The organism is Streptomyces sp. NPDC058045, from assembly GCF_042885635.1.
Classification (GTDB): domain Bacteria; phylum Actinomycetota; class Actinomycetes; order Streptomycetales; family Streptomycetaceae; genus Streptomyces.
In genome coordinates this window covers 129442-154339 of sequence record NZ_JBHVRR010000004.1, presented here as the reverse complement: position 1 = coordinate 154339, position 24898 = coordinate 129442, and the positions used below count along the sequence as shown (strand labels likewise).

At 72.5% G+C, this 24898-nt stretch carries 27 protein-coding genes; 7 read left to right on the top strand and 20 right to left on the bottom strand.

What is annotated here, in order from left to right:
• Positions 1-164: 164 nt before the first annotated feature.
• Positions 165-518 carry a WhiB family transcriptional regulator gene (locus tag ACFVST_RS04685; RefSeq protein ID WP_390146858.1) on the top strand — a complete coding sequence of 118 codons (354 nt, stop codon included), beginning with the start codon at positions 165-167 and terminating at the stop codon, positions 516-518.
• Between the two features lie 353 nt (positions 519-871).
• Here ACFVST_RS04685 and ACFVST_RS04680 read toward each other — a convergent pair whose 3' ends face one another.
• Entirely contained in the window at positions 872-1789 is a 918-nt protein-coding gene (locus tag ACFVST_RS04680) for a LysR family transcriptional regulator (RefSeq protein WP_390146856.1), read from the bottom strand.
• A gap of 94 nt (positions 1790-1883) precedes the next feature.
• On the opposite strand from ACFVST_RS04680, the gene ACFVST_RS04675 reads away from it, so the two are divergent.
• Together ACFVST_RS04675 and ACFVST_RS04670 are read left to right on the top strand one after the other, a co-directional pair.
• Positions 1884-2612 carry an MOSC domain-containing protein gene (locus tag ACFVST_RS04675; protein ID WP_390146854.1) on the top strand — a complete coding sequence of 243 codons (729 nt, stop codon included), beginning with the start codon at positions 1884-1886 and terminating at the stop codon, positions 2610-2612.
• Positions 2613-2652: 40 nt separating this feature from the next.
• Positions 2653-3426 (top strand): SDR family NAD(P)-dependent oxidoreductase, encoded by a 774-nt coding sequence (locus tag ACFVST_RS04670; protein WP_390146852.1) that lies wholly within the window; start codon positions 2653-2655, stop codon positions 3424-3426.
• Positions 3427-3498: 72 nt separating this feature from the next.
• On the opposite strand, the gene groL is transcribed toward ACFVST_RS04670, so the two are convergent.
• Both groL and groES read right to left on the bottom strand, forming a co-directional pair.
• Positions 3499-5124: a chaperonin GroEL gene (groL, locus tag ACFVST_RS04665; protein WP_390146850.1), complete on the bottom strand. Its 1626-nt coding sequence runs from the start codon at positions 5122-5124 to the stop codon at positions 3499-3501.
• 127 nt (positions 5125-5251) lie between these two features.
• Entirely contained in the window at positions 5252-5560 is a 309-nt protein-coding gene (gene groES, locus ACFVST_RS04660) for a co-chaperone GroES (RefSeq protein ID WP_390146849.1), read from the bottom strand.
• A 240-nt stretch (positions 5561-5800) separates the two neighbouring features.
• On the opposite strand from groES, the gene ACFVST_RS04655 reads away from it, so the two are divergent.
• On the top strand, positions 5801-6994 hold the full coding sequence (locus tag ACFVST_RS04655; RefSeq protein WP_390146847.1) for a methyltransferase domain-containing protein: 1194 nt from the start codon (positions 5801-5803) through the stop codon (positions 6992-6994).
• 18 nt (positions 6995-7012) lie between these two features.
• Here the strand turns inward: ACFVST_RS04655 and ACFVST_RS04650 are convergent, their stop codons facing one another.
• From ACFVST_RS04650 to tsaB, 5 genes are all read right to left on the bottom strand, one after another.
• Positions 7013-7378 carry a hypothetical protein gene (locus tag ACFVST_RS04650; RefSeq protein ID WP_390146845.1) on the bottom strand — a complete coding sequence of 122 codons (366 nt, stop codon included), beginning with the start codon at positions 7376-7378 and terminating at the stop codon, positions 7013-7015.
• 97 nt (positions 7379-7475) lie between these two features.
• On the bottom strand, positions 7476-7724 hold the full coding sequence (locus ACFVST_RS04645) for a hypothetical protein (RefSeq protein WP_390146843.1): 249 nt from the start codon (positions 7722-7724) through the stop codon (positions 7476-7478).
• On the bottom strand, positions 7721-8878 hold the full coding sequence (gene tsaD / locus ACFVST_RS04640; protein WP_390146842.1) for a tRNA (adenosine(37)-N6)-threonylcarbamoyltransferase complex transferase subunit TsaD: 1158 nt from the start codon (positions 8876-8878) through the stop codon (positions 7721-7723). Before tsaD ends, ACFVST_RS04645 begins: the two co-directional genes overlap by 4 nt.
• A 31-nt stretch (positions 8879-8909) precedes the next feature.
• Positions 8910-9443: a GNAT family N-acetyltransferase gene (locus tag ACFVST_RS04635; protein WP_390146943.1), complete on the bottom strand. Its 534-nt coding sequence runs from the start codon at positions 9441-9443 to the stop codon at positions 8910-8912.
• 50 nt (positions 9444-9493) lie between these two features.
• The gene (tsaB, locus tag ACFVST_RS04630; RefSeq protein ID WP_390146840.1) at positions 9494-10156 is read right to left on the bottom strand and encodes a tRNA (adenosine(37)-N6)-threonylcarbamoyltransferase complex dimerization subunit type 1 TsaB; all 663 of its coding nucleotides are present in this window, start codon (positions 10154-10156) and stop codon (positions 9494-9496) included.
• 137 nt (positions 10157-10293) lie between these two features.
• Between tsaB and ACFVST_RS04625 the strand changes: the two genes are divergently transcribed.
• Positions 10294-10851, top strand: a complete 558-nt coding sequence (locus ACFVST_RS04625) for a hypothetical protein (protein ID WP_390146838.1) — start codon at positions 10294-10296, stop codon at positions 10849-10851.
• 39 nt (positions 10852-10890) lie between these two features.
• Here ACFVST_RS04625 and ACFVST_RS04620 read toward each other — a convergent pair whose 3' ends face one another.
• From ACFVST_RS04620 to glmS, 7 genes are all read right to left on the bottom strand, one after another.
• Positions 10891-11100, bottom strand: a complete 210-nt coding sequence (locus ACFVST_RS04620) for a hypothetical protein (protein WP_390146836.1) — start codon at positions 11098-11100, stop codon at positions 10891-10893.
• A 172-nt stretch (positions 11101-11272) separates the two neighbouring features.
• A complete protein-coding gene (tsaE, locus tag ACFVST_RS04615; RefSeq protein ID WP_390146834.1) occupies positions 11273-11860 on the bottom strand; it encodes a tRNA (adenosine(37)-N6)-threonylcarbamoyltransferase complex ATPase subunit type 1 TsaE in 588 nt (195 codons plus the stop codon).
• A complete protein-coding gene (locus ACFVST_RS04610) occupies positions 11814-13034 on the bottom strand; it encodes an alpha/beta fold hydrolase (RefSeq protein WP_390146832.1) in 1221 nt (406 codons plus the stop codon). The genes tsaE and ACFVST_RS04610 overlap by 47 nt, the downstream gene beginning before the upstream one ends.
• A gap of 146 nt (positions 13035-13180) precedes the next feature.
• On the bottom strand, positions 13181-14347 hold the full coding sequence (gene alr, locus ACFVST_RS04605; protein WP_390146830.1) for an alanine racemase: 1167 nt from the start codon (positions 14345-14347) through the stop codon (positions 13181-13183).
• A gap of 227 nt (positions 14348-14574) precedes the next feature.
• A complete protein-coding gene (locus tag ACFVST_RS04600) occupies positions 14575-16062 on the bottom strand; it encodes an NAD(P)H-hydrate dehydratase (RefSeq protein ID WP_390146829.1) in 1488 nt (495 codons plus the stop codon).
• Positions 16063-16187: 125 nt separating this feature from the next.
• Positions 16188-16556, bottom strand: coding sequence for a holo-ACP synthase (locus ACFVST_RS04595; protein ID WP_390146827.1), 369 nt, complete (start codon positions 16554-16556; stop codon positions 16188-16190).
• Positions 16557-16652: 96 nt separating this feature from the next.
• Positions 16653-18500 carry a glutamine--fructose-6-phosphate transaminase (isomerizing) gene (glmS, locus tag ACFVST_RS04590; protein WP_390146826.1) on the bottom strand — a complete coding sequence of 616 codons (1848 nt, stop codon included), beginning with the start codon at positions 18498-18500 and terminating at the stop codon, positions 16653-16655.
• A gap of 117 nt (positions 18501-18617) precedes the next feature.
• Here glmS and coaA point away from each other — a divergent pair, with 117 nt between their 5' ends.
• Positions 18618-19601 carry a type I pantothenate kinase gene (coaA, locus tag ACFVST_RS04585; protein ID WP_390146824.1) on the top strand — a complete coding sequence of 328 codons (984 nt, stop codon included), beginning with the start codon at positions 18618-18620 and terminating at the stop codon, positions 19599-19601.
• A gap of 89 nt (positions 19602-19690) precedes the next feature.
• On the opposite strand, the gene glmM is transcribed toward coaA, so the two are convergent.
• The 3 genes from glmM to rplM all read right to left on the bottom strand — a co-directional run bounded on the left by glmM (position 19691) and on the right by rplM (position 22158).
• Positions 19691-21049 (bottom strand): phosphoglucosamine mutase, encoded by a 1359-nt coding sequence (glmM, locus tag ACFVST_RS04580; RefSeq protein ID WP_390146823.1) that lies wholly within the window; start codon positions 21047-21049, stop codon positions 19691-19693.
• A gap of 109 nt (positions 21050-21158) precedes the next feature.
• Positions 21159-21671, bottom strand: coding sequence for a 30S ribosomal protein S9 (rpsI, locus tag ACFVST_RS04575; protein WP_390146821.1), 513 nt, complete (start codon positions 21669-21671; stop codon positions 21159-21161).
• A gap of 43 nt (positions 21672-21714) precedes the next feature.
• Positions 21715-22158, bottom strand: coding sequence for a 50S ribosomal protein L13 (rplM, locus tag ACFVST_RS04570; protein WP_390146819.1), 444 nt, complete (start codon positions 22156-22158; stop codon positions 21715-21717).
• 267 nt (positions 22159-22425) lie between these two features.
• Between rplM and ACFVST_RS04565 the strand changes: the two genes are divergently transcribed.
• Positions 22426-23340 (top strand): hypothetical protein, encoded by a 915-nt coding sequence (locus ACFVST_RS04565; RefSeq protein WP_390146818.1) that lies wholly within the window; start codon positions 22426-22428, stop codon positions 23338-23340.
• Positions 23341-23365: 25 nt separating this feature from the next.
• Here ACFVST_RS04565 and truA read toward each other — a convergent pair whose 3' ends face one another.
• Both truA and rplQ read right to left on the bottom strand, forming a co-directional pair.
• A complete protein-coding gene (gene truA, locus ACFVST_RS04560) occupies positions 23366-24217 on the bottom strand; it encodes a tRNA pseudouridine(38-40) synthase TruA (RefSeq protein WP_390146816.1) in 852 nt (283 codons plus the stop codon).
• Between the two features lie 124 nt (positions 24218-24341).
• Entirely contained in the window at positions 24342-24827 is a 486-nt protein-coding gene (rplQ, locus tag ACFVST_RS04555; RefSeq protein WP_390146814.1) for a 50S ribosomal protein L17, read from the bottom strand.
• Positions 24828-24898: the final 71 nt, after the last annotated feature.

Here is a 24898-nt window from a genome sequence, read left to right as displayed (position 1 = left end):
GACCGCCTGGAGAGTCATGCCCCATTTAGCTGGTTTTCTTTCACTTTCCTGGTGTCTGAGGCTAGATTCGCAAAGAGTCATATTTTCATCTCCTTCGACAGTAGATGTACGGTCGTGGGCACCGGCGGCGCCAGAGCGGCCACAACGGCACGAGGGGACACGTAATGGCAGATTTCTCCCGCCTTCCCGGCCCGAACGCAGATCTGTGGGACTGGCAGCTCCTCGCCGCGTGCCGCGGAGTGGACAGCTCCCTCTTCTTCCACCCGGAGGGCGAACGCGGAGCGGCCCGGAGTGCACGCGAGAACTCGGCCAAGGAGGTCTGTATGCGCTGCCCCGTGCGCTCGGAATGCGCCGCCCACGCGCTGGCCGTACGAGAGCCGTACGGGGTGTGGGGCGGGCTGACCGAGGACGAGCGCGAGGAGCTGATGGGGCGGGCCCGCAACCGACTGGTCCCGGCCACCGCCTCCAGCGCCCCCGCGACCTCGCCGTCCGGCGGCCCCGGCCTGCACCAAGCTTGACGATCACGCCTCGCCACTTGTGAAGGAACGTTTCTGCATGACCTGTCCACGGGGTTCGTGAGCGGTGCTCCGGCCTGTGTTGATGTCGATGGGGGGTGCTCTGATTCGGGGCGGCACTCCGGGATGCGAGCGGTGCTCTCCTACGTGAGCGGCGCTCTCCTATATGAACGGCGCTCTCTTACGTGAGCGGTGCTCCCGTTCGTGATCGGCGCTCTGGCTTGCGAGCAGCGCTCCACTTTGAGAGAGCGGCGCTCCACTTCGAGAGCGGTTATCCCGGCTGTGAGCAGTGCTCCGCGCCCAGCCGAACCCCGCACCCGCCGATATCTCCGCGAGCGCGCCCCGCAACGAAACGCTCACCGTCCCGCCGTGCGCTCCAAGTGGTCCAGGGTGGCCGCTACGGCGGGGACTCGGGCCAGGTCGGGGAGGGTGAGGGCGACCACCTCGCGGCGTACCGCGGGGTTCACCGCCACCGTGCGGAGGCCCTCGGTGCGTACCGATTGCAGGGCGAGGCCGGGTAGTACGGCGACTCCGAGGCCGGCGGCGACGAGGCCTGCGACTGCCGGGTAGTCGTCGGTGGCGAAGTCGATGCGGGGGGCGAAGCCGGCGCTTCGGCAGACCTCGATCAGTTGACTGCGGCAGCGGGGGCAGCCGACGATCCACGGGTCCTGGGAGAGTTCCTCGATCGCCACCGACTCCTTGCCGGCCAGCCGGTGGGTTTCCGGGACCAGGCCCACCAGCCGGTCGGCGAGCAGGGGGCGTGCCACGAGGTCGCCCCAGTCCTCAGCGGCGTCGGTACGGGCGCCTTCGGTGCGGGTGCCTTCGTAGCGGAAGGCGAGGGCGATGTCGCAGTCGCCGGCGCGGAGCATCTCCACCGAGCGCGGGGGTTCCGCTTCGACGAGGGAGACGCGGGTGCCGGGGTGGGCGGCGCGGAGGGCGGCGAGGGCCGCGGGGACCAGGGTGGAGCTGCCGCTGGGGAAGGAGACGAGGCGGACCCGGCCGGCGCGCAGCCCGGCGATGGCCGCTACTTCCTCCTCGGCCGCGGTGAGTCCGGCGAGGACGCCCGCCGCGTGCCGTACGAGTGCTTCGCCGGCTTCCGTGAGGCGCATTTCGCGGCCGGCGCGGATCAGCAGCGGGGTGCCCGCGGAGGTTTCCAGGGCCTTCATCTGCTGGCTCACGGCGGGCTGGGTGCAGCCCAGTTCGCGGGCGGCGGCGGAGAACGAGCCGGCGGCGGCGACGGCGCGCAGGACGCGGAGGTGGCGGGCTTCGATCACCGTTCCAGCATAAGTGGTGCTTGGGACCGCACCCCGATCATGGGCAGCCGCTTTTAGGTGGCGGCTCCAGGGGCCTGCACCCGAGACTGAGGACATGGAGAAAAGGGACGTAGAGGACGATGCGGGCAGGGTGGTGGTGGGGCGGTCGGGGCGGGTGTTGTCGTTGAACCTCGGGCGTGCTCGGCGCGTGCCGTACACCGGTCAGCCGGAGGGGCTCAGCGGTATCGACAAGCGGCCGGTCGACGGGCCGGTGCGGGTGGCCGCTCCGGGGCCGAAGGGGGTCGGTGGCAGTGGGCTGGCGGGGGACGCGGTCTGCGATACGCGGCATCACGGGGGTGACGAGCAGGCCGTGTACGCCTTCGCCCGGGAGGAGCTCGACTCCTGGCAGGAGGCGCTCGGCCGGCCCCTGCCCAACGGTCACTTCGGCGAGAACCTCACCACCGGGGGCCTCAATCTGGCCGCCGTCCTCATCGGTGAGCGCTGGCGGATCGGCGGCGGCCCGGTACTGGAGGTGACCAGTGGGCGCGTCCCCTGCCGTACGTTCGCCGGTCGTCTCGGTGAGCCGGGGTGGGTGCGGCGTTTCACTCGGGCCGCGTCGCCGGGCGCCTATCTGCGGGTGGTCGAGCCGGGGGAGATCCGGGCCGGCGACCCGATCGAGGTGCTGCACCGGCCCCGCCACCAGGTCACCGTGGCCGTGCACTTCCGTGCCATGACCACCGAACGGGAGCTGCTGCCGCGGCTGCTGGACGCCGGGGCGGCGCTGCATTCCGAGGCGCGGGCGGCGGCGCTGCGGTACATCGGGGCCCGGGCGGGCCTGAGTTGACGTGTCCGGTCGGGCCCGGTGCAGCGTCTAGCCTGGGGCCATGACAACGGCTCTGATCACTGGCTCGACCTCGGGGATCGGCGCGGCCTTCGCGCGTCGGCTCGCCGCCGACGGACACGACCTGGTCCTGGTGGCCCGCGACACCGAACGGCTCCGCGGCCAGGCCACCGAACTGCACGACCGGCACGGGGTGGAGGCGCAGGTACTGACCGCCGACCTGGCCACGGACGGAGGGATCGAGGCCGTCGCCGAGCGACTGGGGGACGGGCGGGCCCCGGTCGATCTGCTGGTCAACAACGCCGGGTTCGGCAACAAGGGCCGCTTCCTCCAGGTGCCCGTGGCCGACGAGTTGACCATGCTCAAGGTGCACTGCGAGGCGGTGCTGCGGCTGACGTCCGCGGCGACCGGGCCGATGCGGGAGCGGGGCCGCGGTGGTGTGGTGAACGTGGCCTCGGTGGCCGCGTTCGTGCCGCGTGGGACGTACGGGGCGTCGAAGGCGTGGGTGGTGCAGTTCACTCAGGGCGCGGCGCGGGATCTGGCCGGGTCGGGGGTGCGGCTGATGGCGCTGTGCCCCGGGTTCGTGCGGACCGAGTTCCATGAGCGGGCCGGGATGGGGACGGACAGCATTCCCGGGTGGATGTGGCTGGACGCGGACAAGGTGGTGGCGGCCGGGCTCGCGGATCTCGCGCGGGGGCGGTCGCTGTCCGTTCCGGATCCGCGGTACAAGGCGCTGATGGGGCTGGCGAAGCTGGCCCCGCGGGGGCTGGTGGGCGGGGTCAGTGCGCGGACGGGGCGGAAGTACGGCCCGCAGTAAGGGAGTTGAGGAAGGGCTGAGGCCCGGTCCCCTGGTGAGGGGGACCGGGCCTCGGTCGGTGCGCGGGGTGGATCAGTGGGCGTGGCCGTGACCGTGGCCGGCGGCCTCGGGCTCCTCCTCGGCCGGCTTCTCGACGACCAGGGTCTCGGTCGTGAGCAGCAGGGAGGCGATGGAGGCCGCGTTCTCCAGGGCGGAGCGGGTGACCTTGACCGGGTCGATGACGCCGGCCTTGACCAGGTCGCCGTACTCGCCGGTGGCCGCGTTGTAGCCGTTGCCCTTGTCGAGCTCGGCGACCTTGGAGACGATCACATAGCCCTCAAGGCCGGCGTTCTCGGCGATCCAGCGCAGCGGCTCGACGGCGGCGCGGCGGACCACGGCGACACCGGTGGCCTCGTCGCCGTCCTTGCCGAGGTTGCCGTCGAGGATCTTGACGGCGTGGACCAGGGCGGAGCCGCCACCGGAGACGATGCCTTCCTCAACCGCGGCGCGGGTCGCGGAGATGGCGTCCTCCAGGCGGTGCTTCTTCTCCTTCAGCTCCACCTCGGTGGCGGCGCCGACCTTGATGACGCAGACGCCGCCGGCCAGCTTCGCGAGGCGCTCCTGGAGCTTCTCGCGGTCCCAGTCGGAGTCGGTGGCCTCGATCTCGGCCTTGATCTGGTTGACGCGGCCGGCCACGTCCTCCGAGCTGCCGCCGCCGTCGACGATGGTGGTGTCGTCCTTGGTGACGGTGACGCGGCGGGCGGTGCCCAGTACGTCCAGGCCGGCCTGGTCGAGCTTGAGGCCGACCTCCTCGGCGATGACGGTGGCGCCGGTGAGGGTGGCCATGTCGCCGAGCATCGCCTTGCGGCGGTCGCCGAAGCCGGGGGCCTTCACCGCGACGGCGTTGAAGGTGCCGCGGATCTTGTTGACGACGAGGGTGGAGAGGGCCTCGCCCTCGACGTCCTCGGCGATGATCAGCAGCGGCTTGGAGGCGTTGGCCTGGATGACCTTCTCCAGCAGCGGCAGCATGTCCTGGATGGAGGCGATCTTGCCCTGGTGGATCAGGATGTACGGGTCGTCGAGGACGGCCTCCATACGCTCCTGGTCGGTGACGAAGTACGGCGACAGGTAGCCCTTGTCGAAGGCCATGCCCTCGGTGAAGTCGAGCTCCAGACCGAAGGTGTTGGACTCCTCGACGGTGATGACGCCGTCCTTGCCGACCTTGTCCATGGCCTCGGCGATCAGCTCGCCGACCTGCTGGTCCTGGGCGGACAGCGCGGCGACGGCGGCGATGTCGGACTTCTCGTCGATCGGGCGGGCCGTGGCGAGCAGGTCGTCGGAGACGGCCTTGACGGCGGCGTCGATGCCCTTCTTGAGCAGGGCCGGGGAGGCGCCGGCGGCGACGTTGCGCAGGCCTTCCTTGACGAGGGCCTGGGCGAGCACGGTGGCGGTGGTGGTGCCGTCACCCGCGATGTCGTTGGTCTTGGTCGCCACCTCCTTCACGAGCTGCGCGCCGAGGTTCTCGTACGGGTCCTCGACCTCGACCTCGCGGGCGATGGTGACGCCGTCGTTGGTGATGGTGGGGGCGCCGAACTTCTTGTCGATGACGACGTTGCGGCCCTTGGGGCCGATGGTCACCTTGACCGTGTTGGCCAGCTTGTCGACGCCGCGCTCAAGGGCACGACGGGCGTCTTCGTCGAACTTCAGGATCTTCGCCATGGGAGCGTTTCAGCCCTCTCGGAACTCGGTTGAACCAACTGCGCCCCGGGCGCCCGGCTTCTTAGGTCGCGGGGGCCAGGGGCGCAGCTGCAAGCGGAACTGCAAGCAGAGACGGAACTCGGGTGAGTTACTTCTCGATGATCGCGAGCACGTCGCGAGCCGAGAGGACGAGGTACTCCTCGTTGTTGTACTTCACCTCGGTGCCGCCGTACTTGCTGTAGAGCACGACGTCACCGGTCTTGACGTCGAGCGGCAGACGGTCGCCGTTCTCGAAACGGCCCGGACCGACGGCGAGGACGACGCCCTCCTGGGGCTTCTCCTTCGCGGTGTCCGGAATGACCAGGCCCGAAGCCGTGGTCTGCTCGGCGTCGAGCGGCTGGACCACGATGCGGTCCTCAAGCGGCTTGATGGCAACCTTGGAGCTGGCGGTCGTCACGATCCGACCTCCCCCTTCGGAGATCTCACGGGGTTAACTGTCTGAGGTGGCGACCAGGTGGATCCGTCGTCGCGGGTGCCGGACCTGCCTGTCGCGTAGTTGGCACTCTCCTGTGGGGAGTGCCAGAGCTGAGACTATGACTGCGATTAGCACTCGGTCAAGCGGAGTGCCAGTGGCGTGCGGGGTGTCGTGTCGCGGGGCCCCCGCGGAGCGCCCCCGGACGGGGCCCACAATGGGTGGGTGACCGACCGCACTTCGCCCGACGAGACCGCCGCCTTCGCCGCGCTGCGCACCGAGGAGGGCCGCGCCCTGCTGGCGGCGGTCCAAGGCACCGAACCGGCCCGGGAGTTGGCCGTCGCCACCAGGCTGCGGCGCGAGCATCCCGCCGCCCTGGTCTCCGCCGCGCTCGGGCAGGCCCGGCTGCGGCAGCGGGCCGCCGCGAAGTTCGGGGCGGCGGACGCGGAGCGGATGTTCTTCACCGCCGCCGGGGTGGAGCAGTCGACGCGCGCCTCGGTGGCCCGCCACCGGGCCGAGCGCTTCCGGGAGTTGGGCGTGTCCTCGGTGGCCGATCTGTGCTGCGGGATCGGCGGTGACGCCGTCGCGCTGGCCCGCGCCGGGATCCGGGTGCTCGCCGTCGACCGCTCCCCGCTGGCCTGCGCGGTGGCCCGCGCCAACGCCGAGGCGCTGGGCCTGGCGGACCTGATCGAGGTGCGGGAGGCGGATGTCGCCGAGGTGGACACCGCGGGCTGGGACGCGGTGTTCGTGGATCCGGCGCGGCGGGGCGGCCGGGGCCGCGTCTTCGATCCGGAGGCGTACTCCCCGCCGCTCTCGCAGGCGGTGGCGCTGGCGCGCGGCGCCCGGTACGCCGCGCTGAAGGTCGCCCCCGGGGTGCCGCACGAGGCGGTGCCGGAGGACGCCGGGGCCGAGTGGGTCTCGGACGGCGGGGACGTGAAGGAGGCCGTGCTGTGGTTCGGCACCTCCCCCGGCTCGGTCCGCGCCACCCTGCTGCCGGGCCCGCGCACCCTCACCGGAGCGGGCCTGCCCGACCCGCCGGTCCGCGCCCCGGGCCGCTACCTCTACGAGCCGGACGGCGCCGTGATCCGTGCCCATCTGGTCGCGGAGGCGGCCCGCGAGGTAGACGGCGGCCTGCTCGACGCGAGCATCGCCTATGTCACCTCCGACATCCTGCGCGCCACCGGCTTCGCCACCGCGTACGAGATCACCGATGTGCTGCCGTTCCAGGTGAAGCGGCTGCGGGCGCTGCTGCGGGAGCGGGGGGTGGGGGTGCTGACGGTGAAGAAGCGGGGCTCGGCGGTCGAGCCGGAGGAGCTGCGCCGCAAGGTCAGGCCGCAGGGCCCGAACGCGGCGACCGTCTTCCTGACCCGGGTGGACGGCGCGCCCAGCATGTTGGTCGGACGGCCCGCCGCGGTCTGAACTCCCGTTGTCCCGGCGTCAGTCGAGGTCGGTGAGTTCGTCGGCGTAGACCTGGGAGAGGGGCTGCGGGCCCACGTACTGCTGGCAGTTGCAGGTGCCGGACTCGAAGCGGACCGGCTTCTTGTTCTCGTCCCAGGCGGTCGGCACCTCGACCCGCTCGTGGCAGGCGCCCTGCTTGTCGTGCTTGGCGAGGTGGTGGGTGCAGCCGCAGACCGGCTCGGGCGGGCGCTGCGCCGCCTCCACCGCCAGCCGCTCGTCCCGCTGGGCCTCCAGCATCTCCATCCGGCGTTCGTGCCGGTTGCGCATCGCGGTGCGCACAGTGTCGGCGAGCCAGCCGAAGCCGCCCATCCAGAAGACGATCAGGATCCACCAGTACCAGCTCATCCGCTCCCCCTCGTCCCCGGTCCCGCCGGGGTCCCGCGCCGCGCCCCGGCAGGATAGCCTCCGCGGCGGCGAGCGCGGAGGCGGTGTGCGGGCCCGGTCAGGCGGTCTCGAAGCGCCAGCGGTGCGGGGGGCGGTACAGCAGTTCGGCGGGCGGCTCGGGCAGCTCCGGCAGCTCGGCCTCGTACGGGGCGTCCCACCAGGTCATGACCAGGACGCGGTCCCGGGGGGCGGTGAGGGTCTCGCGGCGGAGCGGGGCCGGGTCGAGGGTGCGGGCGCGGGCCCAGTCGAGGAGTTCGGGGCCGCGGCCGTGCGCCGCTCGGGCCTCCCACATCAGGGCCACGGTCATGAGTAGAGGTTGTCCTTCGCCAGCTCGTGCACATGGTCATGGGTGTGTGCGTGGCCGTGTGTGTGGCCGTGTCCCGTGCCGGGGACGTGCGGCTCGGTCACCGGGAGCGAGGAGTCCGCTGGCAGGTCCCAGTCGGAGGCGGTACGGCCGCGGGCCACCATCTCCGCGCCGAGGGCCGCGACCATCGCCCCGTTGTCCGTGCACAGCTTGGGACGCGGCACCCGCAGCCGGATCCCGGCCGCCTCGCACCGCTCCTGGGCGAGCGCGCGCAGCCGCGAGTTGGCCGCCACCCCGCCGCCGATCATCAGATGGTCCACGCCCTCGTCCTTGCAGGCGCGGACCGCCTTGCGGGTCAGCACATCGACCACGGCCTCCTGGAAGGACGCGGCCACATCCCGTACCGGCACCTCCTCGCCCGCCGCCCGCTTCGCCTCGATCCAGCGGGCCACGGACGTCTTCAGCCCGGAGAAGGAGAAGTCGTACGCGGCGTCCCGCGGTCCGGTCAGGCCGCGGGGGAAGGCGATGGCGGCGGGGTCTCCCTCGCGGGCGTAGCGGTCGATGACGGGGCCGCCGGGGAAGCCCAGGTCGAGCACCCGGGCCACCTTGTCGAAGGCCTCGCCGGCCGCGTCGTCGATGGTGGCGCCCATCGGCCGCACATCGGAGGTGATGTCGCTGGACAGCAGCAGCGAGGAGTGCCCGCCGGACACCAGTAGCGCCATCGTCGGCTCGGGCAGCGTGCCGTGTTCGAGCTGGTCGACGCAGATGTGCGAGGCGAGGTGGTTGACCCCGTAGAGCGGCTTGCCCAGGGCGTACGCGTAGGCCTTGGCGGCGGAGACCCCGACGAGCAGGGCGCCGGCCAGTCCCGGGCCCGCGGTGACGGCGATGCCGTCCAGGTCGGACGGGGCGACCCCGGCTTCCTTCAGGGCCCGCTCGATCGTCGGAACCATCGCCTCCAGGTGTGCCCGGGAGGCGACCTCGGGCACCACTCCGCCGAAGCGCGCGTGTTCCTCGACGCTGGAGGCCACGGCGTCCGCGAGGAGGGTGGTGCCGCGGACGACGCCCACTCCGGTCTCGTCGCAGGACGTCTCGATGCCGAGGACCAGCGGCTCTTCGCGCGGGGCGCGGGCGGCGCGTGGGGCGGGTGAGTCAGCCATGGGTGTCGGTTCCTTGGGGCCTGGTGGATCGTTACTCGGGGTGGGCGGGGGGTGCCGCGGGGTCGCCGGTCGTGATGAGCCGCATGACCAGGGCGTCGACATTGCCCGGCTGGTAGTAGCCGCGGCGCAGGCCGACCGGTTCGAAGCCGAAGCGCCGGTAGAGCTTCTGGGCGCGGACGTTGTCCACCCGCACCTCCAGCAGCACCTCGGCCGCCTCGAAAGCCGTCGCGTGGCGCAGCAGTTCAGCCAGCAGCCGGCCGCCGAGCCCGGTCCCCCACTGCTCACGGGCGACGGCGATGGTCTGCACATCGGCCGAGACGGGGCCGCCCTCGGACGGAGGCGGGGGCGTGCCGTCGGACGGGGTGCCGTCGGGGGCGGTGCCGGACGCGGCGAGGCCCGCGTAGCCGAGGAGCCGGCCGCCGGACTCGGCGACCACATAGCGGCGGGTGGCGCCGGGGCCACGGGCGTGCGCCAGCTCGGACCAGAACATTCCGCGCGACCAGGCGTCCTCCGGGAAGAGGGCACGCTCCAGTTCCAGCACCGGGTCGATGTCCCACCAGCGCATCTCGCGCAGTACGGCGGTGCGGCCAGTGGTCTGCGGGTCGGCGGCGGCGGTCACCGCGGGGTGACCACCTTGTAGTTCTTCGGCACCTGCGCGTCGGGGCGGCGCAGATAGAGGGGCCGCGGCGGCAGCAGCTCTTCCCCGGCGGCCAGGCGCTCCACGGCGAAGGCGGCCAGCGCGGCGGCGTCGGCCAGGGCGGGCGGCCGGATGTCGCGGAAGACCTCCGGGTACAGCTCGGCGCCCGAACCGACCGCGGGCATCCCGGCGACCTGCTCCGCGATCTCCGCCGGGCGGTCCACCGCAGGCCCGCCGGTACGGGTGCCGTCGTCCGCGTAGCGCGCCCAGTAGACCTCCTTGCGGCGGGCGTCGGTGGCCACGGTGAACGGGCCGGGGCCGCCGGTGGCGCGGTAGGCGTGGGCGAGCGCGTCCAGGGTGCAGACGCCGTGCACCGGCACCCCGAGCGCCAGCCCGAAGGTGTCCGCGGTCATCAGCCCGACGCGCAGCCCGGTGTACGGACCGGGGCCGACGCCGACCGCGATCTCCGTCACCTCGGCGAGGGTCCGCCCCGCCTCGGTCAGCGCCCGGTCGACGGCGGGCAGCAGCAACTCCCCGTGGCGGCGGGCGTCCACCCGGCTCAGGGAGGCGAGGACCGCGTCCCCGTCGTGGAGGGCGACGGTGACGGCGGGTGTGGCGGTATCCAGAGCGAGCAAGAGCACACGGACAGCCTACGGCTCCGGCGGGCGTGGCACGGCCGCCCCGGCACCACCCGCACCTGCTGCTACCGTCACCTGCGGCGCGCGGCAGCGTGTCCACGTGCGTTGATGTCGAAGCGGAGCGAGGAGAGGCGGCCCCGGTGTCCAGGAGCAGCTCGGGAATGGTGGCGGGACTGACCGTCGCGGCCGTCGCCGCCGTCGGGTTCCTCGCCTACCAGGCCGCGGCCAGCGCCCCCGACGGTCTCACCGCCCACCCGGGCGGACAGCGCGGACCGGAAGCCTCCGCCTCCAGGTCGCCGCAGCCCAAGCCGGATCCCGAGGCCCTGCCGGCGCATTCCGGCACCGGTCAGCGGGTGGTGTACTCGCTGCGCGCGGACCGGGTGTGGCTGGTCGGCGCCAAGAACGCGGTCCAGCGCACCTTCAAGGTGGCGCCCAGCGCCGTCGATCCCAAGCCGGGCACCTTCGCGGTCACCTCCCGCACCAACTCGGTGGCCGGTTCCGACGGCGTGCCGATCGAGCATGTGGTCCGCTTCGCCGTGGTGGACGGGGTGACGATCGGCTTCAGCGCGGCGGTGGACGGCTCCATGCCGGACCCCGACCCGGTGAAGCGGACCGGCGGAATCCGGGAGAGGCGCGCGGACGGCGCCGCGATGTGGGAGTTCGCCGGCATCAACCGCCCGGTCATCGTCGTCAAGTAGCCCCGCCACCGCCCGGCCCCGCGCTTCAAGCCGGAAGGCTCAGGCGGCGCGCGGCTCCTCGGGCTCGGCTTCGGCCCCGGTTTCGGACTCGGCTTCGGCGGGGCGCAGGTGGTGCGGGGGCTTCGCCGGGTGTGGTTCCGGGGCGCGGGGCGGGGTGGAGATCGCGGCCGCAGCGGCGCAGGACGCCAGCAACTCGCTCATGGAGACGGCCGGTGCGTTCGGCGGGACATGGTGGTCTTCGGCCGGCATGGGCGCCTCCCTGACGCTCGGGCGGATGCGGTTAGGCAGACCTAACCCGACCCTTCGCCCATGTGACCACGCCGAGCCCCGCTGACGCAACAACTTCCCGGCAGCTCGTCGGTAACTTCCCGCCGCGGCAGGTCAGCGCGGACGACCGCCGGATCCGGGGAGTGGCTTCCGGTCAGGTACCGGCCCCGGGCGGCCCCGCGAGCGACGCCAGATCCTCCTGGGTCCACCGGCTGCCGAAACCGCGCAGGGTGATCTCACGGATCTCGTCCTCCCCGCCGACGCTGTCGCCGGTGGCCCGGTCGATGACGATGTGCAGCCGCTGCTCGGACAGCTCCTCCACCTTGTCCTCGCCCCACTCCACGACGATCACCGACTCGGGCAGCGACACCTCCAGATCGAGGTCCTCCATCTCGTCCAGCCCGCCACCGAGACGGTACGCGTCGACATGCACCAGCGGCGGACCGTCACCGAGGGAGGGGTGGACCCGGGCGATCACAAAGGTCGGCGAGGTGACCGCGCCCCGCACCCCCAGGCCCTCACCGAGGCCCCGGGTCAGCGTGGTCTTGCCGGCGCCCAGCTCGCCGGTGAGCATCACCAGATCACCGGGGCGCAGCAGCCCGGCGAGCCGCCGGCCCAACTGCTGTGTCTGCTCAGGCGAGTTGAGAGTGATCCGGGCCGTGGCGCCGGGGGCGGCGGACTGCGGTGCCACCCCGTCAGCCGCCCGGCCGTCCACGGCCGCGGGTGCTGCTGGTACGTCCATACCGGCCAACGGTAGCGGCTGCGGGCACCGCTCCGGCGCGTACCAGCAGGTCCGCCAGCCGATCGGTGACCGCGTCGGGGTGCTCCAGCATGGCGAGGTGCCCGGCGTCCGGCAGCAGCACCAGCTCGGACTCCGGCAGCGCATCGGCGATGGCCTCGCTGTGCTCGCTGGGCGTCACCAGATCCCCGTCACCCGCCAGCACCAGGGCGGGCAGGTGGGCGAACCGCTGGAGCGCCGCCGTCTTCTCATGGTCGGCGAACGCCGGATAGAACTCGGCGACCACATCGATCGGGGTGGCCTCGATCATCCGCTCCGCGAGGCGCACCACCGCCGGATCCACATCCCGGGAGGCGAACGAGTACCGCTTGATGACATAGCCGAACAGCTCGGCGGTGGCCCGCCGCCCCCGCTCCACCAGCTCGGCCCTGGTGCCCAGCGCCTTCAGCACCCCGGGCAGCACCCGCCGTACCGCGTTCGCTCCCATCACCGGGAGCCCGTAGGTGATCTCTTCGAGCCGGCCCGCGGAGGTGCCGATGAAGGCGACCGCCGCCACCCGCTTCCGCACCAGCTCCGGATACTGGTCGGCCAGCGCCATCATCGTCATCCCGCCCATGGAGTGCCCCACCAGGACCAGGGGGCCTTCGGGGGCGGCGGCGTCGATCACCGCCTTCAGGTCCCGGCCGAGCTGGTCGATGCTGACGGCTTCGCCCCGCCGCTGGCTCTCGCCGCGGCCGGAGCGGCCATGGCTGCGCTGGTCCCAGTACACGGTGCGGACCACGCCGCGCAGCGCGGCCCGCTGGAAGTGCCAGGAGTCCTGGTTGAGGCAGTAGCCGGGGCTGAAGACGACGGTCACCGGGGCGGGAACGCGGTCGCCGAAGAGCCGCCGGCGACGCGACTCCGGACCGCCGTCCGGCTCCACCTCGCCCACCTCGTCCACCTCGTAGTACAGGGAGGTGCCGTCGTCGGCCACGGCCTGGCCGGGGGTGCCGCGGAGCGCGCCGTACGGGCCGGTGGCCTCCAGGGTGAGCTGTGCCTTGCGGCGTATGCCCCGGCCCACCGTCATCCGCTCTATGGCCACGGTGGCCGCGGCGCCCGCCGCCACCGCGCCCAGCGCCGCGCCCGCGATACCGGCCCGCCGCCAGGTGCCGGCCGCCCCCGCGCCGCTCTCCGCCACGTGCCGCTCCTTGTCCTCGCCGTCTCAGCCGTACTCGGTTGGTCTCAGTCATCTCAGCGGTACTCGGCCCGCCAGTACGTTCTACCCGCTTCCGGTCACGGAACGATCAACCCGTTGACCGGGCATGGTGGATCGGGGCCGTCCCGTCAGGTGCCGGTGTACACCCGGGGGACGCGGGGGCCGATGCGGGTGACGATCTCGTAGGCGATGGTGCCCGCGGCCTGGGCCCAGTCCTCCGCCGTGGGCTCGCCGCGGTCGCCGGGGCCGAAGAGCACGGCCTCGCCTCCGCTGGACGGTTCGTCCCCGCCGAGGTCGACTACGAACTGGTCCATGGCGATTCGGCCCGCCACCGTCCGCAACTTCCCCCCGGCCAGCACCGGTCCCGTACCGGAGGCATGGCGCGGGATTCCGTCCGCGTACCCGAGCGGCACCAGGCCGAGGGTGGTGGCGCCGGGGGTGACGTAGTGGTGGCCGTAGCTCACGCCGTGGCCGCCGGGTACCTGCTTCACCAGGGCGAGTGCGGCGGTGAGCGTCATCACCGGCCGCAGCCCCAGATCGGCCGGGGTGCCCACCTCGGGGCTCGGCGACAGCCCGTACATGGCGATGCCGGGGCGCACCAGGTCGAGGTGGGATTCGGGCAGGGTCAGGGTGCCGGGCGAGTTGGCGATATGGCGTACCTCGGGGTGGGCGCCGTGCTGCTCCGCCTCCGCCATCATGGCGCTGAAGACGTCGAGTTGGGCGGCGATCGACGGGTGTCCGGGCTCGTCGGCGCAGGCGAAGTGGGACCACAGGCCGGTGATCCGCAGCAGGCCTGCCGCCTCCGCCCGCAGCGCCTCCTCGACCAGCTCCGCCCAGTCCGCCGGCTGGCAGCCGTTGCGGCCCAGGCCGGTGTCCGCCTTCAGATGCACCCGGGCGGGACGGCTCGCCTCCCGGGCCGCCGCCGCCACCTCGCGCAGCGCCCACAGTCCGCTCACCGACACATCGATGTCCGCCTCGACGGCCTCCCGCCATGGCCCGCCCGGCGTCCACAGCCAGCACATGACCCGCGCCCGGTCGGGGCCGATCCCGGCGGCGCGCAGGGCCAGCGCCTCCTGCGGGGTGGCGGTGCCGAGCCAGCTCGCGCCCGCGTCGAGGGCGGCCTCGGCGCAGGGCAGCGCACCATGGCCGTAGCCGTCGGCCTTCACCACGGCCATGAACGCGGCGTGCGGGGCCCGCGCGCGCAGCGTCCGGACATTGGCGCGCAGGGCCGCCAGGTCGATCAGCGCATGGGCCCGCAGGGCTTCGCCCGGGGGCCGGGTCTCTCTCTGATTCATCGCTCCCCCAGTCTCTCAGGCCGCCCCGCCCCCGACGCCCGTGCAGGACACCCGAACCCGTCCCCGCCTGCTGTGTCCTCATCCGCTCCGCCTCCGTCCGGCTCGATGCCGCCGATGAGGAGCGGTCTCTGCGCCCCTCACCACCTCAGACACCGCCCACCGCGAAACGTCACGCGCTTTCGCGCGGAAATCTCAACTCCCCTGCGTACGAAGGGTGCAGGCGGACCTCACGCGCTCTCGCACACATCGCGCCAGGCCCGTGGGATGCAGTCGGCCACATCGTGTGCCCCGGCCGGGGCGCCGTCCGCAGCGAAGCGCCCCGCGAGGCCGTGCAGATAGGCAGCCGTGGATCCGGCGTCCACCGCCCCGAGGCCCGCCGCGAGCAGCGAGCCCGCGAGCCCGGAGAGCACATCGCCGCTGCCCGCCGTCGCCAGCCACGGCGTCCCCGTCGGGTTCACCCGCACCGCTCCCCCCTCGGGCGCCGCGACCAGTGTCGTCGAGCCCTTGAGCAGCACCGACGCCCCGTAGCGGGCGGCGAGTTCGCGTACCGAGGCCAGTCGGGCGGCCTCGACGTGGCGGCGTTCCGTGCCGAGCAGGGCGGCCGCCTCGCCGGCGTGCGGGGTGAGGAGGGTGGGTGCCCGGCGGGCCCGTACCGCGCCGCGCTGGGAGAGCCGCAGGCCGTCCGCGTCGACCAGTACCGGCACATCGGAGGCGAGTACCTCGTCCACGGCCTCCGCGTCGTCCCCGATGCCGGGCCCGACCACCCAGGACTGCACCCGCCCCGCCTTGCCCGGCGAGCCGACCGAGACCAGTACTTCGGGGAAGCGGGCGATCACCGCGTCCGCGGCGGGCCCCACATAGCGCACCGCGCCCGCACCGCCGCGCAGCGCCCCGGCCACCGCCAGCACCGCGGCGCCCGGATAGCGGGCCGAGCCCGCGATGACGCCCACCACACCGCGGCGGTACTTGTCGCTCTCCGCGGCCGGGCGGGGCAGCAGCCGGGCCACATCGGCGTATTGCAGTGCCTCCAGTTCCGCTTCGTCGGGGAGTTCGGGGCCGAGGCCGATGTCGATCAGACGGGTCGCGCCGGCGTGGCTGCGTCCCGGGTCGATCAGCAGGCCCGGTTTGTGGGTGCCGAAGGTGACGGTGAGGTCGGCGCGTACCGCCTCGCCGCGGACCTCGCCGCTGTCCGCCTCCACACCGCTCGGTAGATCCACCGCGACCACCGGCGCGGCGGAGGCGCGGGCCGCGGCCGCCAGCGGTACCGCCGCCGGACGCAGGCCGCCGCTGCCGCCGATCCCGACGATGCCGTCCAGGACCAGGTCGGCCCGGTGGACCAGTGCCGTGTCCGCCGCCGGGTCCTCGCCGGCCGCCCGTGCCGAGCCGCCCGCGGCGCGCAGCGCGGCCAGTCCCCCGGGGTGGGTGCGGTCCGGGGACAGCAGCAGCGCGGTCACCCCGGCGCCACGGCGGGCCAGCCGGGCCGCGGCGTACAGCGCGTCACCGCCGTTGTCGCCGCTGCCGATGAGGGCGGTGACGCGGGACCCGTAGACGCCGCGGCCGCCGCGGCGGCCGGTGGCGGATGCTGAGGTGAGCAGTTCGGCGCAGGACGCGGCGAGACCGGCGGCGGCGCGCTGCATCAGGGCGCCGTCGGGGAGGCGGGACATCAGGGCCTGCTCCGCGGCCCTCACCGTCTTCACGCTGTGTGCGGTACGCATACGGTTCAGTCTGCCCTCTGCGGAGGCGGGCGGCTTCCCGGCGCCGGAGTCCCGCGGCCGTCCGGGCCGGACGCCGGGCAGACCGTCACCAGCGCCCAACTGCCGTGCCCCGCGGCCCGGTTGGCTCACCCTTCGGCGATGACCACCGCGGAGGCCACACCCGCGTCATGGCTGAGGGAGACATGCCAGGAGCGCACGCCCAGTTCGGCGGCGCGGGCGGCGACGGTGCCCTGGACGCGCAGCCGGGGGCGACCGTTGTCCTCGACGTACACCTCGGCGTCCGTCCAGCGCAGCCCCGCGGGGGCGCCGAGGGCCTTGGCCAGGGCCTCCTTGGCGGCGAAGCGGGCGGCGAGGGAGGCGGTGCCGCGGCGCTCACCGTCGGGCAGCGTCAGTTCGGTGGGCAGGAAGAGGCGCCGGGCCAGTTGCGGGGTGCGGGTCAGGGCCCCGGCGAACCGGTCGATCTCCGCCACGTCGATCCCCACCCCGATGATCACAACCGTTCCCCTCACTCCTGGACGTCCCCCGCCCACCGGGAGCCCCGCCGGACGCCCGACCGCCCGCGGCCGCCCGTACGTCCAGGCGGCATGATCTCACTCCACCGTCACCGACTTGGCCAGATTCCGCGGCTGGTCGACCTCGTTGCCGCGGGCGGTGGCCAGTTCGCAGGCGAAGACCTGGAGCGGTACGGCGGCCACCAGCGGCTGGAGCAGCACGGGGGTGGCCGGCACCCGCACCAGGTGGTCGGCGTAGGGCTCCACCACCGTGTCGCCCTCCTCCGCGATCACGATGGTGCGGGCGCCGCGGGCGCGGATCTCCTGGATGTTGGAGACGATCTTGTCGTGCAGCAGGGAGCGGCCGCGGGGCGAGGGCACGATCACCACCACCGGCACATCCTCCTCGACCAGCGCGATCGGCCCGTGCTTCAACTCCCCCGCGGCGAAGCCCTCGGCGTGCATATACGCCAGTTCCTTCAGCTTCAACGCGCCCTCCAGGGCGACCGGGTGGCCGACGTGCCGCCCGAGGAAGAGCACCGTGTCCTTGTCCGCGAGCGACCTGGCCAGTTCCCGCACCGGCTCCATGGTGGCCAGCACCCGCTCCACCTCGTCCCCGATCCGGGCCAGATCGCGGACGACGGCGCGGATCTCGTCGCCCCACTTGGTGCCGCGTACCTGCCCCAGGTAGAGCGCCAGCAGATAGCAGGCGACGAGTTGGGTGAGGAAGGCCTTGGTGGAGGCGACGGCGACCTCGGGGCCGGCGTGGGTGTAGAGCGCGGCGTCGGACTCGCGGGGGATGGTGGAGCCGATGGTGTTGCAGACGGCCACCACCCGGGCGCCCTGCTCGCGGGCGTGCCTCAGCGCCATCAGGGTGTCCATGGTCTCCCCGGACTGGGAGACGGCGACCACCAGCGTCCGCCGGTCCAGGATCGGGTCCCGGTAGCGGAACTCGCTGGCCAGCTCCACCTCGCAGGGGATGCGGGTCCAGTGCTCCACGGCGTACTTGGCGATGAGGCCCGCGTGGTAGGCGGTGCCGCAGGCCACGATCACCACCTTGTCGATCTCGCGGAGTTCGGCGGGGGTGATGCGCAGTTCGTCGAGGCTGAGGGTGCCGGTGGCGTCGACCCGGCCGAGCAGGGTGTCGGCGACGGCCCTGGGCTGCTCGGCGATCTCCTTCAGCATGAAGGAGGGGTAGCCGCCCTTCTCCGCGGCGCGGGCGTCCCAGTCGACGTGGTAGGCGCGGGCCTCGGCGGGGGTGCCGTCGAAGCCGGTGACGGACACCGCGTCCCGGCGTACCTCCACCACCTGGTCCTGGCCGAGTTCGAGGGCGGAGCGGGTGTGGGCGATGAACGCGGCGACGTCCGAGGCGAGGAAGGCCTCGCCGTCGCCGACGCCCACCACCAGCGGGGAGTTCCGGCGGGCGCCGACCACCACGTCCGGGGCGTCGGCGAAGACCGCGACCAGGGTGAAGGCGCCGTCCAGCCGACGGCAGACCAGCCGCATCGCGTCGCCCGGGTCCGCGGTGGTGGAGAACTCCTCGGCGAGCAGATGCGCCACCACCTCGGTGTCCGTCTCGGAGACCAAGTCCCGGCCGCGTTCGGCGAGTTCGGCGCGGAGTGCGGCGAAGTTCTCGATGATGCCGTTGTGGACGACGGCGACCCGGCCCGCGTTGTCCAGATGCGGGTGGGCGTTGGTGTCGGTGGGGCCGCCGTGGGTGGCCCAGCGGGTGTGCCCGATCCCGGCGGCACCGGCCGGCAGCGGACGGTCCGCCAGCTCCTTCTCCAGGTTGAGCAGTTTCCCGGAGCGCTTCGCCGCGGCGAGCCCGCCGTCCGCCAGCACGGCCACTCCGGCCGAGTCATAGCCGCGGTACTCCAGCCGCTTCAACCCGGCGAGCACCACATCGAGCGCCGACCGGCCTCCGACGTAACCCACGATTCCGCACATAAGCGGCAGCCTAGGGCGCGCTCGCCGAGGGTGCCGTTCCGGGACCGCCAAGGGGGGACGGGGCAAGGTGACGTACCCCACGCTCCGCGGGCGGCGGGCAGCCGCGACAATGAGACGGTGATCTCTCCGGTCTCCTCCCGGAGCGCCCACCGGCCCAGGCCGGAGGCGACTCCCTACGTCGACCTCACCCGTGCCGAGTGGAGCGCCCTGCGGGACAAGACGCCGCTGCCGCTGACCGCCGAGGAGGTGGAGAAGCTGCGCGGCCTCGGCGACGTCATCGACCTCGACGAGGTACGGGACATCTATCTGCCGCTGTCCCGGCTCCTCAACCTCTACTTCGGCGCCACCGACACCCTCCGCGGCGCCCTCAACACCTTCCTCGGTGAGCAGGGATCCCAGTCCGGCACCCCGTTCGTGATCGGCGTCGCCGGGTCGGTCGCCGTCGGCAAGTCCACCGTGGCCCGGCTCCTCCAGGCGCTGCTGGCCCGCTGGCCCGAGCACCCGCGGGTCGAACTCGTCACCACCGACGGCTTCCTGCTGCCGATGAAGGACCTCGGCGAACGCGGCCTGGTCTCCCGCAAAGGCTTCCCCGAGTCCTACGACCGGCGGGCGCTCACCCGCTTCGTCGCCGACATCAAGGCCGGCAAGGACGAGGTGACGGCACCCGTCTACTCCCACCTGATCTACGACATCGTGCCGGGCCGCCGGCTCACCGTGCGCCGCCCCGACATCCTCATCGTGGAGGGCCTCAACGTCCTCCAGCCCGCCCTCCCCGGCAAGGACGGCCGCACCCGGGTCGGCCTCGCCGACTACTTCGACTTCAGCCTGTATGTCGACGCGCGCACCGAGGACATCGAGCAGTGGTACCTGAGCCGCTTCCGCAAACTGCGGCAGACCGCCTTCCAGGACCCGTCCTCGTACTTCCGCCGCTATACGCAGGTCTCCGAGGAGGAGGCGCTGGACTACGCGCGCACCACCTGGCGCACCATCAACAAGCCCAATCTGGTGGAGAACGTCGCCCCCACCCGCGGCCGCGCCACCCTGGTGATACGCAAGGGCGCCGACCACAAGGTACGCAAACTCAGCCTCCGCAAGCTCTGACCGCCGCCGCACGGCCCCAACGACCGCGGCCCGCCGTGGAGTTCACCACGACGGGCCGCAACAGCCTTGTCCGACAAGGAGATCGAGACTCAGCCCAGAGCCGTCTTCACCGCGTCCGCGAGCCGGGACGCGATCGACCGGGCCTGCTCGATGTCGGCGGCCTCCACCATCACCCGCACCAGCGGCTCGGTCCCCGAGGGCCGCAGCAGCACCCGGCCGGTGGCACCCAGCTCCCGCTCCGAGTCGGCCACGGCCTGGGCGAGTTCGGCGGAGGTGGCCACCCGGGACCGGTCCACGTCCGGCACGTTCACCAGGACCTGCGGCAGCCGCTGCATCACCGCGGCCAGCTCCGCGAGCCGACGCCCGGTGGACGCGACCCGGGCCGCCAGCATCAGCCCGGTGAGGGTGCCGTCGCCGGTGGTCGCATGATCGAGGATGATCACATGCCCGGACTGCTCACCGCCGAGTGCGTAGCCGTGCTCCTTCATCGCCTCCAGCACATAACGGTCCCCGACCGCGGTCTCCACCAGGGACACACCCTCGCGTTCCATGGCGAGCTTGAAGCCCAGATTCGACATCACGGTGCCCACCACCGTCTCCGAGCGCAGCGCACCCCGCTCCCGCATCGCCAGCGCCAGCACCGCGAGGATCTGGTCCCCGTCCACCTCGGCCCCGGTGTGGTCCACGGCGAGGCAGCGGTCCGCGTCACCGTCGTGCGCGACCCCGAGATCGGCGCCGTGCTCGACCACCGCCTGCTTCAGCAGACCGAGATGGGTGGAGCCGCAACCGTCGTTGATGTTGAGGCCGTCCGGGTCCGCGCCGATGGTGACGACCTCGGCCCCGGCCCGCGCGAACGCCTCCGGCGACACCCGGGACGCCGCCCCGTGCGCCTCGTCCAGGACGACCTTCAGCCCGTCCAGCCGGTTCGGCAGCACCCCGATGAGATGCGCGATGTACTGGTCGAAGCCGGTGTCGTAGTCCTTGACCCGGCCCACCCCGGCACCGGTCGGACGGTCCCACGGGGCGCCGGTGCGGTGCTCCGCGTAGATGCCCTCGATCCGGTCCTCCAGCTCGTCGGCCAGCTTGTGGCCGCCGCGGGCGAAGAACTTGATGCCGTTGTCCGGCATCGCGTTGTGGCTGGCGGACAGCATCACACCGAAGTCCGCCCCGAGCGCCCCGGTCAGATACGCCACCGCCGGCGTCGGCAGCACCCCGACCCGCAGGACGTCCACTCCGGCACTGGCGAGACCGGCCACCACCGCCGACTCCAGGAACTCCCCGGACGCCCGCGGATCCCGCCCGACCACGGCCACCGGCCGATGCCCCTCCGGGGAGCGCTCCTCCGCCAGTACATGCGCCGCCGCGACCGACAGGCCGAGCGCGAGCTCCGCCGTCAGATCCGCGTTCGCGACACCGCGCACACCGTCCGTGCCGAAGAGTCGTCCCACTGGTGTCCTCCGAACTTGTGCCAACCCTTGTGGTGAGCCGAGAAAACGGGTTCGCCCCGGCAGCACATCGTGCCGCCGGGGCGAACCAGGTCGTACGAGCAGGCGACGATCAGCGCTTGCTGTACTGCGGGGCCTTGCGGGCCTTCTTCAGACCGGCCTTCTTCCGCTCGACCGCACGGTCGTCACGGCGCAGGAAGCCGACCTTCTTCAGCGGGCCGCGGTTGTTGTCCACGTCCGCCTCGTTCAGCGCGCGGGCCACACCCAGGCGCAGGGCGCCGGCCTGACCCGAGACACCGCCGCCGGCGATGCGGGCGACGACGTCGTAACGGTCGTCCAGCTCAAGAACCTTGAACGGTTCGTTGACCTCCTGCTGGTGCACCTTGTTGGGGAAGTAGTCCTCAAGGGTGCGGCCGTTGATCTTCCACTTGCCGGTGCCCGGGACGATCCGGACGCGGGCGATGGCGTTCTTACGGCGGCCCAGCCCGGCGGCCGGCTGGGGCTCGCCGAAGGCGGAGGCGAGGGATTCCGAGGTGTACTCGCCCTCGACGGGCACCTCGGACTCGGTGGTGTACTGCTCGATGTCGGTCTCTTCGAGCGGCTGCTCAGCGGTGGTCTCGGCCACGATGCTCCTCAGAATTCTCTTCAGTCTTAGGGGGTGGCCGGACTTACTGCGCGACCTGGGTGATCTCGAACGGCACCGGCTGCTGGGCGCCGTGCGGGTGCTGATCGCCCGAGTAGACCTTCAGCTTGGAGAGCATCTGACGGCCGAGGGTGTTCTTGGGGAGCATTCCCTTGACCGCCTTCTCGACGGCCTTCTCCGGGTTCTTGTCCAGCAGCTCGTCGTAGCGGACCGAGCGCAGACCGCCCGGGTACCCGGAGTGGCGGTACGCCATCTTCTGGGTCCGCTTGTTGCCGGAGAGGTGCACCTTGTCGGCGTTGATGATGATGACGAAGTCACCGGTGTCGACGTGGGGCGCGTAGATCGGCTTGTGCTTGCCCCGCAGGAGGGACGCGGCCGTGGTGGCCAGGCGGCCCAGGACCACGTCCTGGGCGTCGATGACGTGCCACTGGCGCGTCACATCGCCGGGCTTGGGGCTGTACGTACGCACGGTTCGTAGCCTTCGATTCTTCGGTGAGTGGGTCCTGACAAGGCCACCACGGACGATCACGACAGCCGTGGCCGCACATCGGTGACGCAAACCGAGTGCCTGCCGCTGGTCATCGGCCCGGTGGACCGGTGTAAGGGCCCCTCACGTGAGAATGAGCAAGCCAATACACATAACAAACAGGCAGAATACCCGGGCCGCCACGGCGGGTCAAAACCGCTCCCGCCCTCCCCGGCCACCCCCGCGGACCCCTCCCATAAGATACGAACCATGAGCTTTGGGCAGGGGGGACCCTCATGGGGGTCCGGCGGATCGGGGCCGGAATCGCAGCCCCCGCAGTGGGGTGCCGGGCAGCGGCCCGAGCCGTGGGCCGCGGCCGACTCCGGGCAGCCGACGCCCGATTGGGCCGCCCTCGCGGACGCCGCCGCGGCCCGCGGCAAGCGCCGCAAGCTGCTGATGGCGGGCGGCGCCGCCGTCGCCACCGTGGCCATCGGCGCGGCCGTCGCCTTCGCCGTGGTCTCGGCGAGCGGCGACGACAAGAAGGCCGGCGGCCCCGGCGGACTGCCCGCCACCGCCGACATACCGCCCAGCGCCACCGCCGCCGAACCGACCTTCGCGGAGACCACCCCGCCCCCACCGCCCGACCCCAAGGACTTCGTGTCCAGCGCCGACAAGGACAAGGCGCCGCTCAGCCCCGGCACCCTCTTCCCCGAGGCCCGCCTCTCCCTGGGCGACCACGACTACGCCAAGGGCGCCACCGACAGCACCGGCACATGCGCCTCGGTCACCCACGGCCCGCTCGGCGCTGTCCTCGACAAGAACGACTGCACCCGTGTGCTCCGCGCCACCTACCACCGCGGCAAGGTGGCCGTCACCGTCGGCGTCGCCGTCTTCGACACTGAGAAGCAGGCCACCAGGGCCAAGGACCAGGCCGACAAGGGCAACATCCGCTCCCTGCCCGGCAAGGGCGTCTCCGGCTTCTGCAACACCGTGGTCTGCCGCAGCACCACCAACTCCTACGGCCGCTACGCCTACTTCACCGTCACCGGATACACCTCCGGCAAGAACGTCACCAAGAAGGACCGCGAGGTCTTCACCACCGGCGACGACCTCGCCGAGTACACCTTCCGCCGGATCATCCACCGCGGCGAGGTCCAGGCCTCCGCCGCCATGACCGCACCCTGACGAGCGCCCGCCGCGAGGCGAGCACTCAGCAGCAACCGCCGGGCAGGGTACGGCGGTTGCGGGCCTCCAGGCTGCGCGCGGCCAGCAGTCCGTCGGCCGGGTAACCGACCTCCTCCAAGGTCAGGCCGTGCGGCCGCACCACATGCACCGCCGAGTCCCGCACCCCCGCCACCAGTACCTTCCCCGGCCAGTCGGGCGCCCGGTGCCCGTCGCCGACGAAGAGCAGCGCACCGATCAGCGAACGCACCATGTTGTGGCAGAAGGCGTCGGCCCGCACCGTCGCCGTGACGATCCCGTCCTCCCCCCGCACCAGCGACAACTCCTGCAAGGTACGGATGGTGGTCGCCCCCTCCCGCTTCTTGCAGTACGCGGCGAAGTCGTGCTCACCGAGCAGTCCGCGCGCCGCCTCGTTCATGGCGTCCACGTCCAACGGCCAGTCGTGCCACAGCACATGGCCCCGCAGCAGTGGATCCACCCCGCCGGGATGGTCGGTGACCCGGTAGGCGTAGCGGCGCCAGACCGCGGAGAAGCGGGCGTTGAAACCGGCCGGCGCCTCGGCCAGCGACCACACCCGGACGTCCTTCGGCAGCCGCCCCGCGAGCCGCTTCAGCAGCTTCTCCCGGTGCTCCGCCCACAGCTCCACCGGCAGATCCACATGCGCGACCTGCCCTCGCGCGTGCACCCCCGCGTCGGTACGCCCCGCCACCGTCAGCTCGAAGACCTCCGGGGACCGGGTCACGGTGCGCAGCGCGTCCTCGATCTCGCCCTGCACGGTCCGCTGCCCCCGGGCCTGCTTCGCCCACCCGGAGAAACCCGCACCGTCGTACGACAGGTCCAACCGCACCCGCACCCGCCCGGGCGCCACCTCTTCAGTCACGTACCGATCCTCACCACGGAAACACATAAGCCACTACAACGGGAAAGCAACGGGAAAGACAACGGGAAAAGCGACAGCGGGCCCGCCCCCGCAGGGACGGACCCGCTCACAGCCGGGCTGAGGCTCAGGCGTCCTTGGACTCCTCGGCCTCGACCGCGGCCGGGGCCTCGGTCTCCACAGCCTTGGCCTCGGCGTCCTTGGCGGCACGCTTGGTGGCCGCCTCGGCCTCACCGGTGGCGGCCTGGGCCACGGTCAGCGCCTCCACCAGCTCGATCACGGCCATGGGCGCGTTGTCGCCCCGGCGGTTACCGATCTTGGTGATACGGGTGTAGCCACCCGGGCGGTTCTCGTAGCGCGGGCCGATCTCCGTGAAGAGCGTGTGCACGATGCTCTTGTCGGTGATGACCTGGAGCACCTGCCGGCGGTTGTGAAGGTCGCCCTTCTTCGCCTTGGTGACCAGACGCTCGGCGTACGGGCGCAGGCGGCGGGCCTTCGCCTCGGTGGTGGTGATGCGGCCGTGCTCGAACAGCGACCTGGCGAGGTTCGCCAGCATCAGCCGCTCGTGCGCGGCACTACCGCCCAGACGGGCACCCTTGGCGGGCTTCGGCATCGTTCTCTCCTAGTGATCTGCACCGGCCGTACCAGGTACCGGTGTCAGTGTCCGAGCGGGCGATCACCCGT